The organism is Methyloglobulus morosus KoM1 (assembly GCF_000496735.2).
Taxonomy (GTDB): Bacteria; Pseudomonadota; Gammaproteobacteria; order Methylococcales; family Methylomonadaceae; genus Methyloglobulus; species Methyloglobulus morosus.
In genome coordinates this window covers 1-16140 of the sequence record NZ_AYLO01000134.1, presented here as the reverse complement: position 1 = coordinate 16140, position 16140 = coordinate 1, and the positions used below count along the sequence as shown (strand labels likewise).

The window sequence follows — 16140 nt, the reverse complement described above, 5'->3', positions numbered from 1 at the left end:
GWGTTGCCAGGCATGGAACCGGTTTGCCAGCCAGCCCGACACTATTAGAAATCTGTGTACCCGACAGTGGGCTTTATTAATATAAGAAACTATTGGCATTGGTATAAGTCCAAACCCTAAAGGCCAAACCATTTGGATGGGTAATTTTTATACCTATTTAATACCCAATTTAAGTCCGTTACTAACACTTGTGTTGTAGCCGCACTCGAAAGAAAATGAACAGCGATTTAGGGGGCTTTTTTGGATCGTCCTTAGGGCATCGAATTTAACGGCGGTTGGTTCAATATGCCCCGGTCAGTCGGTGTGGGGTGAACCGTTCGCCTCCCGCGACAATGATACCAAGGCACAAATAGTCCAAGCGTCAGGGTTAGATGGTTTGGCTTTTACGAATATTTTCATAGGGAGGATTAAGGATGGTTGCAACTATCGGAACCGACAACGGACTTGGCATTGCCTGCCATGACCCAACGGGCCTTTCACAGGAAGTGGAAACCCTTATCTTGCCTCTCCTGGAAAAGTTGAAAGGGGCAAAGTCCAATCCCCTGCAAGCCGCGCGCCTGATCGGCCTTCTCGAAAGCAATCTTCGGCACTTGGTGAAAGCCTACGGCAATGTCGGCAGCCTTGCCGCCGCCTACCAGCGCTTGACACCCGTCGAGAGGTTGGTGACCTCAATGGTCAGGCAAGGCCTACCGACAAAAGATATAGCAACAGCCTTGGCCGTCTCGCCGGGCACTGTCAGTATCCACCGTAAACACGTCCGCAAAAAATTGGGTTTGGGCGGCACGATAACCAACCTGCATAGCTACCTGCTGTCGCTATCTTGACGATGGGACATTCTGCAAGACTTTAGGAATGGGTAGTTTTTATATCCATTTACCCCCCATTTTTATCCCATTTTCGGTGGTTGCCGACCACAATGCCTAGAGACACAATGAAACTTCTTTTGATGGTAATGTTTTTGGCGAATTAAGGGCCATGAAACGGCTATTAGGGCTGAAATCAACCAAGGGAGGCTACGGGTATCAGGTATTAAGCGACGTTTTTTTACTATAGCCAAAAACCACCATTTCATTAGATTTGGCAATGTCAATTCTTTATGGAAAAGCCGTGAGTAAGGCCATTAAAAAAATCAAAGTTGAAGTTATGCCTACCGGAAGGGTTGCTGACAATGACTGTCGTGCACGGAGTTAACCCCTAACTATAATTCTTACTGACGAGGCCTTTATGAAATGCGATCCAATAAAAGCTGAAAACTCGCAAGAGTCACATTTGCAAATCGACCAAAGGATTGCCTATCATCAATCAGGACGTGCTGTGGCCATTTATCTAGGCAACCAGCAAAAGCAATTACCCGCCGTGCATTTTCAGGTCGCCATTAAACAACGTGAATATGTCGGACAACAAGCAGATCGCTTTCCGCGCACGCAGGGCAACTACACTGCAAATATTGAAGGTGGTCGGTTAATCCATAGCTTGCCCTTGTCTTTTGCCGCGTCTACGCAGGACTTTTTCTGGTGTCAACATGCAGAATACCAGCATGCTTTCGAGGCAGATGTTATCAATTTGCTGGCAGGATCGCTGGCCGAGGCAAAATTTGTAGCCTTAAGCGGTTATGGGGGCTTCAAAGGCAATTTGTTCAATCTTAGTGCGCTGCGCTACTTTGGCGGCAGTACAGATGCTAAGCTGATCGCTGAATATATGGAGTACTTCATTCCCCATAAGGCAAAACGTGACCGTAAACTGATCCAACTATTTTTGATTGCGACCGATTTCGTCAACAAAAGGTCGAACTGGCATAAAATAACCGCCCTGGCAGAATCTATACGGGCTCGTCCTATAGGCACCATCCCTTACGAGGACGTGATTCGGTTGCTGGCCTCACGCGTTACCTTCCCCGCCCAGCTAAGGCGCAAGACCCGCAAACAACCGAGATTTGCAGCGTTGATGGGTATCGGAAGAAAAGCCGATGCAGCCGGAATGCCAATTAATGATATAGCTTAAACGAATTGCGATATGGCATAGTCTCCCTATTCTTGCTTTTGATTGACTTATAGTTCATTTGAGGAGGCCAGTATGCTGGTGAGATTCACAACCAAAGCCTATGCCGATATCACTATGTTCGGCGACATAGCACTTGCCATGCTGAAAATGATGGGACACAGCACAACGGTACCGGGTGCTATACTGGCAGAAGATGTCCCTAGGGCCCTTAATCGGTTAACCGCTGCCATCGCTGAAGAAAAAGCCCTGCCGCCAAAAGAAAATAAGGGTGAGGATGAGCCTGGGGTAAGCGTGGCCCATCGGGCACTGCCCCTAATACAATTGCTAACCGCTGCTGCAGAGAAAAACTGTCATGTAATGTGGGAATAAACCGTGAATGAGTTGTACGCAAATGCCATGGGATAATCAAATATCCCGGATTCTTAAATTGTAAGGTACTATGGGGCTTAAAGCAGAAAAACTGGCTGAGATCGAAACTGTCACGTTAGGGCATTACAACCAGAACGCCGAAGCGTTTTGGTATGGTACCAAAGGCCACGACGTCACCCAAAACTATGCGGCATTCTTGGCACCGTTCCCGAAGGACAAAAAGCTGGACATATTAGACCTTGGCTGCGGGCCTGGCAGGGACGTTAACTATTTCCAATCGCTGGGGCACAGGCCCGTCGGCCTGGATGGCAGCGAGGTGTTTTGCGGGATGGCCCGCCAGTACACGGGTTGCCGGATTCTCCACCAGACATTCCTTAACCTGGATTTGCCCAGCCTGTCTTTCGATGGCATCTTCGCCAACGCCGCCTTGTTCCACGTTCCCAGCCAGGAACTGCCAAGGGTGCTTGACGACTTGCACACGGCATTGAGGCCTAGCGGCATCTTGTTCCTGTCCAACCCACGAGGGGATGGTGAAGGCTGGTCTGGACAACGGTACGGTCACTACATGCAGTTTGAGGCCAGCAAGCGATTCCTGGAGGAAGCGGGCTTTGAAATACTTGACCATTATTACCGGCCTTTGGGCAAACCCAGCCATGAACAGCCGTGGTTAGCAATTGTGGCCATTAAACCATTGTATTAAGCGATATTTGGATAAACGTTGGACACAGTTGTTCTTTAAACCAAGGGAAAAATGATGAAAACATCCTTTCTGGCATTGATGATAGGCAGCACCTTGAGCATTTCCGCCATTGCGGCCACTACTTATACCGTTGACCCCAGGCACACCTTCCCCAGTTTTGAGATCAGCCATCTTGGATTTTCAATCCAGCGCGGGCGTTTTGACCGGACAAGCGGTAAAGTTAAGCTTGCCCCTGACAAGGGAACGGGAAGCATTAACATAATGGTCGAAACGGCCTCGATCAGCACGGGTCTTGCCGAACTGGAAAAGCATTTGCGCGGTGGGGATTTTCTGGATGCGGCACGTTATCCCAAGATTTCCTTTGTTTCTGACAAGCTCACCTTTAACAAAGACCAGCTAATTGCGGCAGACGGCATAATGACCTTACACGGTGTTTCAAAATCTGTACATCTGGCTATCGACCATTTTTATTGCGGCATGAACCTGATCACCATGAAAAACACCTGCGGTGCCAATGCCACGACCACGATCAAGCGCTCTGATTTTGGCATCGACAAATATGTCCCGAAAGTCGGCGATGAAGTCAAGATTGCTATCCAGGTCGAGGCTACCAAAGATTGATAAGGCTACCCCAGGTTATCCGGATTGATTAAAACCCCTGATATTCATGCCCGTATGAAAAAACGAATTATTTCTGATGCTGTGCCTGAGAAAGAAGAATTGAATTCAAGTTGGCTGGACTTGGGGGCACTGGCGGACGTAGAAGTGACCTCAGAAGCCAGTGACTATCCCATTGAAGGGGCATTGTTGCCTAATCAAGGTTATGGGTGGAAAGCCAGCACACCCGGAATGCAAACCATTCGCCTGCTTTTTAAGGAAGCGCAAACTATTCGACATATTCATCTTAGTTTTCTGGAGCCCGATGTAGTACGGACGCAAGAGTATGTCCTTCGCTGGTCTCATGACAATGGCCTGACATTCGAGGAGATTGTTAGGCAACAATGGAACTTTAGCCCTGACGGGAGCAATAAACAGGTGGAAGATCATATAAAGGTGCTTTCCGGCATCTCAGTCCTCGAATTGATGATTACACCAGATATAAACAACGAAAATGCATTTGCCTCCCTTGAAGAATTGCGGGTTGCATGAGCAACCCAAACTAATCGGTTTCAATTATTTCAAACAGTTTTAAACGGACTTATCAATTTATTGTGCGCCGCTCTATTATTACCTCCAAACATTATCAAGGCCGTAGGTACATTAGTGATCGCGTAATGCGCCAGTAATGAGGCGCAACGCCTTGCCGTTATTGCGCCTCGGCCTTAGATGTCTCGATCGGCTATTTCATGATTTCTGCGGCAGCGGCTTTCAATTTGGCTTCATCGGCTTGGACGGGTTTCATCATGTCGTTTTTGGCGTTTTTAGCCCCTGCCACTAATTCATCAGCCGTTTTGAATTTACTTTTTAAGGTGTCAATGCTTGGGGCAACCGAACCATTGTGACACCCTTTACAGGTATCCGATTCGCCGGCGATTGTCATGGATGGCATTAAGGTAACTAAAGCCCATGTAGTCATTGCTAACAGTAGTCTTTTCATTTCAAATCTCCTCAGTTTTATAGTAGTTATTAATCATTGAGATATAAGGTTGAACATTCTTCGATGTATTGTTGAATGTTCAAGCGATGAGTTGTGGATAGTGTTATTCATCTACGAAAATTTTCTACCATAACCTGTATTTCAATGCAAATGCTTTAAAACTTTTCGGGGATACCAACATTTTCTGTGCCATCCGGCATTTCAAAGGGCCCGATTATAATTATTGGGATGTCGGCATTTAGGGCCAGGTCAACGGCACACAGGCGAAGCGTTCGCCGGGTTTGATGTTAAGGCCTTTATTGTTTCAACCGGCTTGGTTGTCTGTCGAGATAAAACAAGGTTCGATCTTCGTCAGTATGCTGTTGTTTTTTTATGCCTCGGTATCCGTATGGTGCTTTTTTGCAGCCATTATTCCGCTCTATATCTTTTCGATAATGAACCCTCTTGAGTCGGCGCTCAAGCAATAGTCGATTGTAAATCCCCACATTCTTTTTCACGTCCACGGACAACCCGACGGCCCATTGCAACGCCTCGCGTTTCGGTGACGACGGTATGCTGCCCTTCATGGTGTTGGTCGTCGTGAAATGTAATGATGACCCAGTCTTTGACGCGATCCAGTTGGTGGGCGCGGGCGGTGTTGGAATAGAGGGCGGTAAAGTGCCAACCCTTTTGGGTCGTGTGCAAAATGGGCAGCCAGGCTTCGCCATTAGGGTTGAAGCGCTTAGGTGCGATGGTCGGCAGATCGCCAGCTTCCGCTTTTCTGCGGTATTGTTCGTCTATCTTCAATAACAAGCTGACCGGGGGTTCTGCAATGGGCTGTTGCGGTTCAATGTGGGGACGGCGATAACCAAGGACGCGGTCTAGCCAAGTTTGCACCAGGGCGATTTTTTTGGTGCTGAAACCGGGGACGGCCTTTAAGCGGCCATTATATGCCGCCAATTCCAGCGCTTCCAGCGAGTCGATGTGCAGTGTCTCAATGATCCGGTGCGCCGACCTAGGGCCGATCCCCGGTATTTGCTCGAATAAGGCGACGGGATCATGCCCAGTCTGCAAGCTTTCCAAACGGCTCATGCGCCCAGTTACGATATATTCATTTATGGAACGGGCGATGCCTTCGCCGATGCCAGGAAGGTCCAGCAAGGCCGTAAAGCCTTCGCGCTTTAGCAAATCCTCAACCGGTTCGGTCAGGGCATCGATTGTTTTGGCGGCATTAAGATAGGCGTTGACCCGAAACGGGTTGGCTTTTTGCCCCTTCAACAAATCGGCGATGTCCCGTAAATTGGCGGCAAGTTCGTTATTTTTTGCCATTTCGATACTTAACTAAATTACGCACGGAAATAATTTTTTGTTCGTATTGCATAACGCTTCATTTGCTTGCTATTTTTGGTAAGTGCCTATCAATTCAGCATGATCGATAATGTGTCCAACCATCGCCTGTTCAAGCTGTGCTTTATTAGGCGACTTCAAATCCATTAATATTGTATCCAGGGCATATAGCTTAAAAAAGTAACGATGCCTACCGATTGGTGGGCATGGTCCCCTGTAACCTGTTTGTTGCCAGTCGTTCTTGCCTTCCAATGTGCCAGGAGGTAATTCTTTCGGCGCTACCTGTTCCGGCAATCCGACACTGGTCGGGGGAATGTTATAAAGAACCCAATGTACCCAAGTTAATTTCGGCGCAGAAGGGTCGGGCGCATCGGGATCATCCACGATCAATAACAGGCTAAGGGCGCTTTGGGGTATGTTTTGCCAACTTAGCGGGGGTGAAATATCGGGGCCTTCGCAAGTATATTGCTTGGGGATTTCAGATTGGTGGTCGAAAGCGGAAGATTTGAGGATGATGGACATGGAAGCGTCTCCTTCAAGTGAAAATGCACTCGTTGCGTAAAAACAGAAAATTAAGCTGAGTAATCGAAATTTTGGTTGTACCTTTAGGGATTGCATTGGTTTCTCTTCACACAAAAAATATTTTGGGGTTTTTCTGATGCATGGGCATTAAAAAACAAAGTTTTCCTTCAATTAGGGCCAGCAGTCAATGGATAAAAGCCAACTTACTGCAGTGATATATTATCTGAATCAGAAGGAATACTGATGCCTTATAAGTTGGTGGTCAATCAATTTTCAAGACCTTGGCGCCCCGAATATTCCCAGCTTTCAACGCGATCAAGGCTTCATTTGCCTGTTCCAAGGGAAATATCTGGATCTCGGGTTTTAGCTTTATTTCCGCCGCTAGACCTAAAAATTCGGTGACATCGGCTTGGGTGATGTTGGCAACGCTCTTGATTTCCTTCTCCAACCATAGGTGCTGGGGATAGTCTAAATCCAGCAGGCTGTGCTTGTCGTTCTCTTTGCGGATTGCATTAATCACCAACCTGCCGCCGGATTCCAAGTTAGCCAAGGCTTCTACAATAGGCTGCCAAGCAGGGGTGGTGTCGATGATGCTGTCCAGCTTAAATGGCGTGTGTTCCGTAATATCGCCCGCCCAGTCCGCACCCAGTTCCAGGGCAAACTGCCTCTCCTCAACATTTCTGGCGAAGACATAAACTTCCGTTTGGGGATACTTATGCTTAGCCATTTTCAAGACTAGGTGGCCGGATGCGCCAAAACCAGTCAGCCCTAGGCGTTGCCCATCCTTTAGGCCAGTCAGGCGCAATGACCGATAGCCAATAGCACCCGCACAAAGCAGGGGCGCAGCTTCCTCATCGGAGAACATCTCAGGGATGGCATAGGCGAATTTGCGGGCAACCACCATGTATTGTGCGTAGCCGCCATTGGCATCACGGCCTGTAGCTAGAAACTCAGGGCATAGGTTCTCATTCCCTGCCAAACAGAATTTACAGTGTCCACAGGCAGAAAATATCCAGGCAACGCCCATCCGGTCGCCTATTTTGATGTCATTGACCTGCTTGCCTATGGATTCTACCCTGCCGATCACCTGGTGCCCTGGAATGACAGGTAACTGTGGCGGCGGTGTCCTGCCTTCAATTTCGTCAAGTTCGGTGTGGCAAACTCCGCAGCAAGAAATCTTGAGCAAAATGTCGTGTTCGCCGGGAATTGGGACTGGTAGCTCAATGAATTCAAGAGGGGCCGTATCCTCCTTGATATCACAGATGCTATTCAATACCATGGCTTTCATTGATTTTTCTCCTGGTAAGTTTTAGCAGTGAATTGTAAGTCCTTTCGAAATCAGGAAAGATAACTTTTGCTGGGAATAAAGATAATGTCAACGCCATATCTTCAAGAAAGCTGACGCTGACGAGATCGATACCAACGTTCGGACTAGTTACGGGCTATGCATCTTGATTTGCACGGTTCCCATTGGTCGAACCAGGAAAATATAGAACCGCCAAGCCATACAACGCAATAGCCACAATGATTAGCCCAGTAAAGCCAAATTGCATCGCAACCAATATCGCTAATATGGCGCTAATAACTGACGCACAGCCGTTAATCCCCCATGCCAGGGAATTAATGCCGGTGTTGTTTGGCTCAGCCGTGCCAGACCTAGCGGAAACGGCATACCCATAAAAAAGCCCAACGGCGCTATAAAACCGATGGAAAATTTTGTTTTAAGCGATCCCGGTAAATAGCCAAAAAAGTGCCACTGACACCATAGCCCAATAGTGCCAGACTGATAATCAGATAAGCGAAATGATGCCGCTGGATAATGGAAAACAGGCGCATCAAAAGCGTTTCATAAGCCAATGATGACGCTGGCTTAGAAAAGCAGTTTGGGCAATGACATGCGTGGAAAACAAAAGCAAAATTAGACCGATAACAATAAGCCAAAAAATAATATGCTTAATTCTTTTCATGTTAACAATCTCCTTCAGACTAATTGGATCAGGTTAAAAGATTGTTATTGGGTGTTTGTGATCTGGATCAAAAAATGTGGAAATCGATTGGACGAATTTTTCCGATGGAAGGCTTTTGATCAAGTTCCTGCCGGGTAACGCATTCGGATTCTGTAAGTTCGAGTGGCGGTAACATGTAAAGTTAATATGCCTATTAAAAAATTAGACTTATTAATAGCCTTGATGACATGGCTGGCAAATCTTAGCTCGGCTTTATAGTGCCTTGCTATTGATTCGGCCTTGTGAAGTATTAAGTTTCCGTTCGCCTTGAGCTTGTCGAAAGGCGGTGTGTGCTTCGACAAGCTCAGCACGAACGGTTCAGACATTAAAAGGCCGAATCTATAAGAAACTAGGCCTTATGCTTTCGGAAATTTTCGGTTTGGTTTAGTTGTGTGCGTAACTTCTCAAGCTCTTCCACCAAGTCCAGTGCCAGGCCGATGCCTGCCAGGTTTATGCCCAGATCGCGTTGTAGCCTGAGGGCTGAACGAACGCGCACTAAACTTTCGCCCGAAAAGTGCCACAAGTGTATTTCTTTTCCGTCCGGCTCGATGATGCCTTCTTCGACGAGGCTGATTACCCAATCGGCATGGACACCGCATGCGCGGCACAGTTCTGCCAATGTCAACGGGTCATCCTCGATGATGGTTCCGGTATGGACTAACGGCAGGTCTTTTGGGTTCATCGGCATTTATCCCCCCATCGTTTGGCGTGGGTTAAAATCTAGCGTTTGCTGCATGTTTTGGTAAACGGCCTTTGCCTGTTCAGTATTGGCGGGTGGCAGGGCAATTTGCAGCTCAACATAGAAATCCCCTGGGACTTTGCCGGGCAGTCCACGGCCTGCCAAGCGTAATTTGCCGCCTTGCCTGGAATTGGGCGGTATTTTCAAATCGACCTTACCTTCTGGTGTAGGGATTTTGATTTTGGCACCTAAGGCCGCTTCCCAAGGTGTAATGGGAAGGTCAAGATACACATCTGTTTCTGAAACACGGTATAGCGGGTGGTTGTTGAATGCTATTTCAAGGAACAAATCGCCCGCCTGTCCACTACCCAAGGCAGGATTGCCTTGACCCGCCAGTTTAATGTGCTGTCCGGGTTTAACGCCCTTGGGGATTTTGACATTGAGGCTCCTGTGTTTTACTTGCAATTGGCCTTGGGCATTCATTTCAGGGGCGCTCAGTGAAATAGTGCGCGTTGCCCCGTGATAGCTGTCTTCCAGGTCAATATGGATTTTTGCATGGCTGTCCTGTCCCCGTAGGTGTTCGCCAAAGTGCCGTTCGGTGTGGGCGGAATGGAAGCCGGTACGACCAAACAACTGCTCAAAAAAATCACTGAAGTCGGCGGCATCGCTACCGGTGAATCCCCCGCCCTTGAATTCAAAGCCTTCATTCCAATTGGGAGGAGGCTTGAAGTCTTGTCCGGTTTGCCAATTTGCGCCCAACTGATGGTATGCCGCCCTTTTTTCGGGATCTTTGAGGACTTCGTAAGCTTCCCCTAATTCCTTGAATTTTGCTTCGGCATCCGTTTCCTTGCTGACATCAGGGTGGTATTTACGCGCCAGTTTTCGATAGGCGCGTTTAATCTCATCCTGATTGGCATCCCGGGAAAGCCCCATGACTTGGTAGTAATCTTTATACTGCATAGTAAATGATCTGAACCGATTGTGCCGCGTTATTGTTAACTTTCATTGTTCGAAAAACATGTCGCTACCCGGCATATTCTCCGGTTTATCTATTTCAGAAATTTTTACGTCCCTGTCAGCAAACTGAATGCTGGTTAGGTTACTTTGAAAAAGGCCAGCCAATATTGATTGAGATCAAAAGCCTTGAAGTGCCGGATGTTAAAGTAGTATTGTGCAATCAACATTTTTCTCCACTGACCAGTGTTCAAATTATTACTAAATCTTTAGTTGCAATGCAAATGCATTAAAATAGGAAGTTTATTGCTTCTCCAACTTTGTTGTGTTGACTATAGGTGGAGCAAGCTACATCATCGTTTCTACTATATAGGCATAACAGCTTGAAATGAGCAACAACACCCTGCAAATTCGCCGTATCGCGATTGACACGTACCATGAGAATGTCGCCTATCTGCATCGTGATTGCGGCGTATACCGCGCCGAAGGTTTTCAGGCATTGTCCAAAATACAAATCAGCGTGAATGGTTCCAAGGTATTGGCGGTACTTAACGTTGTTGACGATACCTGTATCGTGCTGCCGGGCGAATTGGGCTTGTCCGAACAGGCATTTGCCCAACTCGATGCGACGGAAGGCAGCCTGGTCACCGTCAATCATGCGGAAGCGCCCAAATCCATGGATGCCGTGCGGCGTAAAATCAACGGCGAGCGCCTGAGCCAAGATGATTTTACCCATATTGCAAACGATATCGTTGATGCCCGTTATTCAAAAATGGAAATGGCGGCATTTCTTGTCGCGACAGGACAAAACAATCTTGACCGTGATGAGTTGCTTTATCTGACGCGGGCTATGCTGGAATCCGGCGACCAAATGGATTGGCACGAAGCCTTGGTGGCGGATAAGCATTGTATTGGCGGCATTCCCGGCAATCGCACCTCCATGTTGGTAGTGCCCATCGTAGCCGCTCATGGCATGTTAATACCGAAAACATCCAGCCGTGCCATCACCTCGCCAGCCGGAACTGCCGATACGATGGAAGTACTGGCTGAGGTCAATCTAACACCGGAGCAACTGCACGATATTGTGCGCCAGGAACGCGGCTGTTTGGCATGGGGTGGGACAGCCAGGCTTGCTCCGGTCGATGATATGTTGATTTCTGTAGAGCGGCCATTGGGAATTGATTCGCAGGGACAAATGGTCGCTTCCATTTTGTCCAAAAAACTGGCTGCGGGATCAACGCATTTGCTTGTCGATATCCCTATTGGCCCAACCGCAAAAGTGCGTCAAATGCGTCAAGCCTTGGCGCTGCGAAAGTTGTTTGAATTTGTCGGCGATAGGCTCAACCTCCATCTGGAGGTCATGATTACCGATGGTCGCCAGCCGGTTGGACGCGGGATAGGCCCCACACTGGAAGCGCGGGATGTCATGCAGGTGCTGCAAAATGATCCCGATGCCCCCACCGATTTGCGCCAAAAATCATTGCATTTGGCGGGCAGGATTATCGAGTTTGACCCCGATGTGCGCGGCGGCCAAGGCTATGCGATAGCGCGCGACATCCTTGAATCCGGTCGTGCCTTGGTGAAAATGAACGCCCTGATTAGGGCGCAGGGCGCAAAGAAAGCGGACTTTAACCCGGGTGGGCTTTGCCAAGAAGTATTTTCCACTAGGGAAGGGTTCATTACATCAATAGACAACTTTCAAATGGCGAAAATCGCCCGTCTGGCTGGGGCGCCCATGATGAAGAAAGCGGGGGTCGACCTGTTAAAAAAGCTGGGCGATCGGGTCAAAAAAGGCGATCTGTTGTACCGTATCCATGCCGAGTTTCCTGCCGATTTTATGTTCGCCCAACAACTGGCTGAACGGAACAATGGCTATCTCATAGGTGATGAGGCACAAATACTGACCTCACTGGTCGAACTGTAAGGAGAATAGCGTGAGCATGATGATACTTGCTTTCCCCGATTATTTGCGGCAGTGCAATCGCATTGCTTCACGCCTAAATATACCCCTGGTTGAAATTGTCCTGCACCATTTCCCGGACAGCGAAAGTTATTTGAGGTTGCCACCTTCGTTACCCGAGCATGTCATCATTTGTCGCAGCCTCAACCAACCGAATGACAAATTGATCGAGCTGTTATTGTGCGCCAAAACCGCCAGGGAGTTCGGTGCGAAACGCCTCACCCTGATCGCGCCTTACCTGAGCTACATGCGCCAGGACATCGCGATCCAGCCCGGTGAAGCCGTCAGCCAACGCATCATCGGCAACCTGCTGGCGGATTTGTTTGACGATGTCATCACCGTGGATCCTCATTTGCACCGTATTTCGTCATTGAGTCAGGCTATTCCGATAAAGAACGCCATTAGCCTCACCGCCGCCGATGAAATTGGACGTTTCCTGAAACAAAAATTGGAGAATGCCCTACTATTGGGCCCGGACAGCGAATCCGAACAATGGATAACCCGTATTGCCCATGTCACTGGCTTCGACTATTGCATTGCCGGTAAAGAAAGACAAGGCGACAAACAGGTTGAAATAACGTTGCCTACTCGCCAATACCGTAACCAGCCTGTTGTTATTGTCGACGATGTGGCGAGTACAGGCAGGACTCTAGGAAACACAGGCAAGCGGTTGCAAGCCGCAGGCTGCAAAGACATTTATGCAGTCGTCACGCATCCGCTGTTTTGCGGTGATGCTGAAACCTATATCCTACAATCGGGTGTGAAATCTATCTGGAGTACAGACAGTATAGAACATCGGACGGCTTGCATCGGGCTTGATGGCCTATTGGCAGGAGCCATTAAAACTATCGCTTGATTTAAAAGCCAACACAATCCAAAGGCCATCAATTTTGCCATGTGTCGGCAGTTGCTTAAAAACTGCCGAATTGTATAAGCGGCGAAATTTGCTTTGTCGTAAAAAAGGATCACTTTTCAAGGCTCCGCTAATAATTCCGATGCTTACCTTGCAACGCATCTGCATTCCTGCCGGCCAAATCATCAATAACCGAGCCCAATGAACCCAACTTATGTATTTTGTCATTGAAGGATGACCGGTAATTAGTCACCAGACTCACGCCGTCTATCAGGATGTCGTAGACCTTCCATTCGCCGTTGACCACGAACATTCGGTAATAAACTTCAACGGGTTGGATGCTAGGTTGCAAGACTTTCGTTTTGACGAGTACCTTTGTGGCATCATTTGCAACTTCAAGCGGCAGGTACTGAATGGTCCAATCGCTGTACTCAACAAATGCCCTGGAATACGCCCTGACCAACAGGGTTTGGAATTCTTTTTTGAAGCGTTCTTGCTCTATTGGGGTGGCGGTATTCCAGTGCTTGCCTAACACCAAAGGCGCAATCTTGTCGAAATCCGTATGCGGTTCAATCACGCTGTTGACGAAGTGCGTCACTTTTACAAAATCTTGTGCAAAAGCCTTGTCCTGAAGCTTTTGCTGCAAGGTTTCCGAAATTTGGTGTATGAGTTGTTGGGGAAGCTGCAATTCCTCAGAAACCGCTTTTCCAACGAGATTAAAAGCTAGAAGTGCAGACAATAGCCCGATGACCGCATAACGATTGGTTTGATTTGGCATAGTGATTAATCCAGGTACGTATTGGTTTCATACTAATTGTATTCTTAGTTGTCGGCTTTGATTTCGCTCAATAAACAGCAAATCTTTCCCGTCTTTCCGGAGAATTGGTTAAATCGCCTAAACCAAGAGCCCTATCGATAGCCCTAGTTTCAGATAGGCCATCAGCATAAATTAAAAACTGGTATTACGAATACTCCAACAACTGCCTATCATAAACTAATTGTCTGAATTCAGTGACAAAAAGGTTTATGATTGCCTGGCTGAAAAGATGTTAGGCATCAATCCGAAGCTGCAAATCCGGAAAACTTCTCATATATTGATAAAATGATGCCACCAACTACTTCGGATTGCGTCAATGACAAAACGCCACCTAATAATCGCCATCGTCCTGGCAGGGCTTGTGGCGGGTTATTTCTACAAAAAAAAGCCAAATCCGATAACTGTCGATATCTACACTGTCGACTTAGGGGAAGTTAAATCGACCGTCTCCAATACCCGGGTAGGGACGGTCAAGGCCTGCCGGCGGGCATTCCTGGCTCCGGCAACGGGCGGTCAGGTGGCGAATTTGCATGTGAAGGAAGGCGACCAGGTTAAGCAAAACCAACTGTTGCTGGAAGTGTGGAATGACGATTTAAAAGACCAGGCCAAACTGCAAGACGCGCAGGTCAAGGCAAATCGGGCTAACGCAGAGCAGGCTTGCCAATTGGGTGCGAATGCGGAACGGGAAGCGACACGGATTTCCAAATTATTCAATAATAATCATATCGTTTCTGAAGAAGCGGTCGACAGCAAAGTGTCCATCGCCAAGGCTAAACAGGCCGCCTGCAAGGCGGCGCGTGAAAGCATAACCGTCAGCGAGAGAAGTCGGGAAGTAGCGCAAGCGGCAATCCAGCGCACGTTGGTGTTTGCGCCTTTTGACGGCACAATTGCGGAAATCAACGCGGAATTGGGCGAATACGTCACGCCATCCCCACCGGGAATCCCAACCCTGCCGCCTATTGACCTCATGGACATCAGTTGCCTGTACGTTTCCGCGCCCATTGATGAAGTCGATGCGCCGCAAATAAAGACAGGCATGACTGCTTGCGTTTCGCTGGATGCTTTTGCGGAAAAGCGTTGTTCCGGTACGGTTTCCCGCATTGCCCCGTATGTGCTGGAAAAGGAAAAACAGGCGCGTACCGTTGAGGTCGAAGTTAAACTGACCGACCCGAAAGACCTCAAAGAACTGTTGCCCGGATACAGCGCCGATATTGAAGTGTTGCTGACCAGCAAACCGCAAGCGATACGCATTCCGGCAGAAGCGGTCATGGATAATAATCGAGTGTTGTTGGTTAAAGAAGATGGGTTATTGGAAGAACGCACCTTCAAGCCCGGCTTAAGCAACTGGAATACCGTCGAGGTTATATCCGGCCTGAACGTCGGCGACAAAATCGTCAAATCCATTGGTCAAGAGGGCGTAAAGGCAGGTGCGTATATCCGGGAAAAACCATGATCCAGTTGGAGCGTATCCACCGTTATTTTCAAGTCGGCGAACACACTGTCCATGCCCTGAACGACATTAATCTCACAATCAACAAGAGCGAATATGTATCCATCATGGGACCGTCGGGTTCCGGCAAATCCACCTTATTGAACATTATTGCCCTGCTCGACCGCCCATCTTCGGGTCGGTATGTGCTGAACAACCTGGACGTAATCCAACGCAGCGATGATGAACTTGCACAAATACGGCGGGAGAATATCGGCTTCGTGTTCCAGTTTTTCCACGTCATCCCCCGGTTGACTGCCGCCGAAAACGTCGAAATGCCCATGATATTGGCGGGTATCGACAGCAGTGAACGCAAACGGCGCGTACAAGAGGCGCTTGCCTCCGTCAGCCTGGAGGACCGAACCCACCACAAACCCAACCAACTGTCGGGCGGGCAACTACAACGGGTGGCGATTGCGCGGGCGATGATTATGCGCCCTGAAGTGGTGTTGGCCGACGAACCCACCGGCAACCTCGACAGCAAATCCGGCCTGGAAATTATGGCGCTATTGGAAAACCTGAATAAGCAAGGTGTTACGCTGATTATGATTACCCACGATCAATCATTGGGTAATCGTGCGCCACGGCGAATCAGGATTGTGGATGGGCAGATAGAATAACCAAAAGCCTCCGGCAAAACCGGAGGCTCGAAAACGAGAACCGCTCAAAAAATGGTCAGTTATTGCGGGCAATTCGATAGTAGTAGGTTAAGTGTCACATATAAGGCTAGACTTCCGTTTGTTCCGCCATTTCCAGGGCATCATCGACCTCAATCCCCAAGTAGCGAACCGTACTTTCCAGCTAGGTATGGCCTAATAAGAGCTGAATTGCCCGATGGTTATTGCGCCTTACGGCCTTGTTATGTGC

18 protein-coding genes are annotated in these 16140 nt (G+C 48.4%); 10 read left to right on the top strand and 8 right to left on the bottom strand.

Translation table 11 applies throughout. The annotated features are described in order from the left end of the window. Positions 1–413 precede the first annotated feature (413 nt). The 6 genes from MGMO_RS16445 (at position 414) to MGMO_RS16420 (ending at position 4219) form a co-directional block, all read left to right on the top strand. Positions 414–824: a LuxR C-terminal-related transcriptional regulator gene (locus MGMO_RS16445; RefSeq protein WP_023496198.1), complete on the top strand. Its 411-nt coding sequence runs from the start codon at positions 414–416 to the stop codon at positions 822–824. A 400-nt stretch (positions 825–1224) separates the two neighbouring features. Beyond that, the gene (locus MGMO_RS16440) at positions 1225–2001 is read left to right on the top strand and encodes a hypothetical protein (RefSeq protein WP_023496197.1); all 777 of its coding nucleotides are present in this window, start codon (positions 1225–1227) and stop codon (positions 1999–2001) included. Positions 2002–2073: 72 nt separating this feature from the next. Continuing rightward, positions 2074–2370 (top strand): DUF1840 domain-containing protein, encoded by a 297-nt coding sequence (locus MGMO_RS16435; RefSeq protein ID WP_023496196.1) that lies wholly within the window; start codon positions 2074–2076, stop codon positions 2368–2370. 70 nt (positions 2371–2440) lie between these two features. Further along, positions 2441–3070: a class I SAM-dependent methyltransferase gene (locus MGMO_RS16430; RefSeq protein WP_023496195.1), complete on the top strand. Its 630-nt coding sequence runs from the start codon at positions 2441–2443 to the stop codon at positions 3068–3070. 51 nt (positions 3071–3121) lie between these two features. Beyond that, a complete protein-coding gene (locus MGMO_RS16425; RefSeq protein WP_023496194.1) occupies positions 3122–3691 on the top strand; it encodes a YceI family protein in 570 nt (189 codons plus the stop codon). 54 nt (positions 3692–3745) lie between these two features. Continuing rightward, on the top strand, positions 3746–4219 hold the full coding sequence (locus MGMO_RS16420) for a hypothetical protein (RefSeq protein ID WP_023496193.1): 474 nt from the start codon (positions 3746–3748) through the stop codon (positions 4217–4219). A 190-nt stretch (positions 4220–4409) separates the two neighbouring features. Here the strand turns inward: MGMO_RS16420 and MGMO_RS16415 are convergent, their stop codons facing one another. The 7 genes from MGMO_RS16415 to MGMO_RS16385 form a co-directional block, all read right to left on the bottom strand. After that, positions 4410–4667, bottom strand: coding sequence for a hypothetical protein (locus tag MGMO_RS16415; RefSeq protein WP_023496192.1), 258 nt, complete (start codon positions 4665–4667; stop codon positions 4410–4412). A gap of 456 nt (positions 4668–5123) precedes the next feature. Beyond that, positions 5124–5975: a helix-hairpin-helix domain-containing protein gene (locus tag MGMO_RS16405; RefSeq protein ID WP_023496191.1), complete on the bottom strand. Its 852-nt coding sequence runs from the start codon at positions 5973–5975 to the stop codon at positions 5124–5126. 69 nt (positions 5976–6044) lie between these two features. Then, on the bottom strand, positions 6045–6515 hold the full coding sequence (locus tag MGMO_RS16400; protein WP_023496190.1) for a YbhB/YbcL family Raf kinase inhibitor-like protein: 471 nt from the start codon (positions 6513–6515) through the stop codon (positions 6045–6047). A gap of 262 nt (positions 6516–6777) precedes the next feature. Continuing rightward, the gene (locus MGMO_RS16395) at positions 6778–7803 is read right to left on the bottom strand and encodes a zinc-dependent alcohol dehydrogenase family protein (protein WP_023496189.1); all 1026 of its coding nucleotides are present in this window, start codon (positions 7801–7803) and stop codon (positions 6778–6780) included. A 407-nt stretch (positions 7804–8210) separates the two neighbouring features. Further along, positions 8211–8372 carry a hypothetical protein gene (locus MGMO_RS20100; protein WP_161808513.1) on the bottom strand — a complete coding sequence of 54 codons (162 nt, stop codon included), beginning with the start codon at positions 8370–8372 and terminating at the stop codon, positions 8211–8213. 498 nt (positions 8373–8870) lie between these two features. Next, positions 8871–9209 carry a chaperone modulator CbpM gene (locus tag MGMO_RS16390; RefSeq protein WP_036308441.1) on the bottom strand — a complete coding sequence of 113 codons (339 nt, stop codon included), beginning with the start codon at positions 9207–9209 and terminating at the stop codon, positions 8871–8873. Then, positions 9210–10160 carry a DnaJ C-terminal domain-containing protein gene (locus tag MGMO_RS16385; protein WP_023496184.1) on the bottom strand — a complete coding sequence of 317 codons (951 nt, stop codon included), beginning with the start codon at positions 10158–10160 and terminating at the stop codon, positions 9210–9212. A 382-nt stretch (positions 10161–10542) separates the two neighbouring features. Here MGMO_RS16385 and MGMO_RS16380 point away from each other — a divergent pair, with 382 nt between their 5' ends. Further along, on the top strand, positions 10543–12078 hold the full coding sequence (locus tag MGMO_RS16380; protein ID WP_023496183.1) for a thymidine phosphorylase family protein: 1536 nt from the start codon (positions 10543–10545) through the stop codon (positions 12076–12078). 16 nt (positions 12079–12094) lie between these two features. Continuing rightward, a complete protein-coding gene (locus tag MGMO_RS16375; protein ID WP_036308439.1) occupies positions 12095–12970 on the top strand; it encodes a ribose-phosphate diphosphokinase in 876 nt (291 codons plus the stop codon). A gap of 127 nt (positions 12971–13097) precedes the next feature. On the opposite strand, the gene MGMO_RS16365 is transcribed toward MGMO_RS16375, so the two are convergent. Then, on the bottom strand, positions 13098–13745 hold the full coding sequence (locus MGMO_RS16365; RefSeq protein ID WP_023496181.1) for an MlaC/ttg2D family ABC transporter substrate-binding protein: 648 nt from the start codon (positions 13743–13745) through the stop codon (positions 13098–13100). A gap of 355 nt (positions 13746–14100) precedes the next feature. On the opposite strand from MGMO_RS16365, the gene MGMO_RS16360 reads away from it, so the two are divergent. Both MGMO_RS16360 and MGMO_RS16355 read left to right on the top strand, forming a co-directional pair. Beyond that, complete coding sequence (locus MGMO_RS16360; protein ID WP_023496180.1) at positions 14101–15237, top strand: efflux RND transporter periplasmic adaptor subunit; 1137 nt, start codon at positions 14101–14103, stop codon at positions 15235–15237. After that, positions 15234–15893 (top strand): ABC transporter ATP-binding protein, encoded by a 660-nt coding sequence (locus MGMO_RS16355; RefSeq protein ID WP_023496179.1) that lies wholly within the window; start codon positions 15234–15236, stop codon positions 15891–15893. The genes MGMO_RS16360 and MGMO_RS16355 overlap by 4 nt, the downstream gene beginning before the upstream one ends. Positions 15894–16140: the final 247 nt, after the last annotated feature.

Bases quoted from the DNA above. Each gene is read 5' to 3' on its own strand.
- MGMO_RS16445 (WP_023496198.1), top strand. From the start codon at position 414: ATGGTTGCAACTATCGGAACCGACAACGGACTTGGCATTGCCTGCCAT.
- MGMO_RS16440 (WP_023496197.1), top strand. From the start codon at position 1,225: ATGAAATGCGATCCAATAAAAGCTGAAAACTCGCAAGAGTCACATTTG.
- MGMO_RS16435 (WP_023496196.1), top strand. From the start codon at position 2,074: ATGCTGGTGAGATTCACAACCAAAGCCTATGCCGATATCACTATGTTC.
- MGMO_RS16430 (WP_023496195.1), top strand. From the start codon at position 2,441: ATGGGGCTTAAAGCAGAAAAACTGGCTGAGATCGAAACTGTCACGTTA.
- MGMO_RS16425 (WP_023496194.1), top strand. From the start codon at position 3,122: ATGATGAAAACATCCTTTCTGGCATTGATGATAGGCAGCACCTTGAGC.
- MGMO_RS16420 (WP_023496193.1), top strand. From the start codon at position 3,746: ATGAAAAAACGAATTATTTCTGATGCTGTGCCTGAGAAAGAAGAATTG.
- MGMO_RS16415 (WP_023496192.1), bottom strand. From the start codon at position 4,667: ATGAAAAGACTACTGTTAGCAATGACTACATGGGCTTTAGTTACCTTA.
- MGMO_RS16405 (WP_023496191.1), bottom strand. From the start codon at position 5,975: ATGGCAAAAAATAACGAACTTGCCGCCAATTTACGGGACATCGCCGAT.
- MGMO_RS16400 (WP_023496190.1), bottom strand. From the start codon at position 6,515: ATGTCCATCATCCTCAAATCTTCCGCTTTCGACCACCAATCTGAAATC.
- MGMO_RS16395 (WP_023496189.1), bottom strand. From the start codon at position 7,803: ATGAAAGCCATGGTATTGAATAGCATCTGTGATATCAAGGAGGATACG.
- MGMO_RS16390 (WP_036308441.1), bottom strand. From the start codon at position 9,209: ATGCCGATGAACCCAAAAGACCTGCCGTTAGTCCATACCGGAACCATC.
- MGMO_RS16385 (WP_023496184.1), bottom strand. From the start codon at position 10,160: ATGCAGTATAAAGATTACTACCAAGTCATGGGGCTTTCCCGGGATGCC.
- MGMO_RS16380 (WP_023496183.1), top strand. From the start codon at position 10,543: ATGAGCAACAACACCCTGCAAATTCGCCGTATCGCGATTGACACGTAC.
- MGMO_RS16375 (WP_036308439.1), top strand. From the start codon at position 12,095: ATGATGATACTTGCTTTCCCCGATTATTTGCGGCAGTGCAATCGCATT.
- MGMO_RS16365 (WP_023496181.1), bottom strand. From the start codon at position 13,745: ATGCCAAATCAAACCAATCGTTATGCGGTCATCGGGCTATTGTCTGCA.
- MGMO_RS16360 (WP_023496180.1), top strand. From the start codon at position 14,101: ATGACAAAACGCCACCTAATAATCGCCATCGTCCTGGCAGGGCTTGTG.
- MGMO_RS16355 (WP_023496179.1), top strand. From the start codon at position 15,234: ATGATCCAGTTGGAGCGTATCCACCGTTATTTTCAAGTCGGCGAACAC.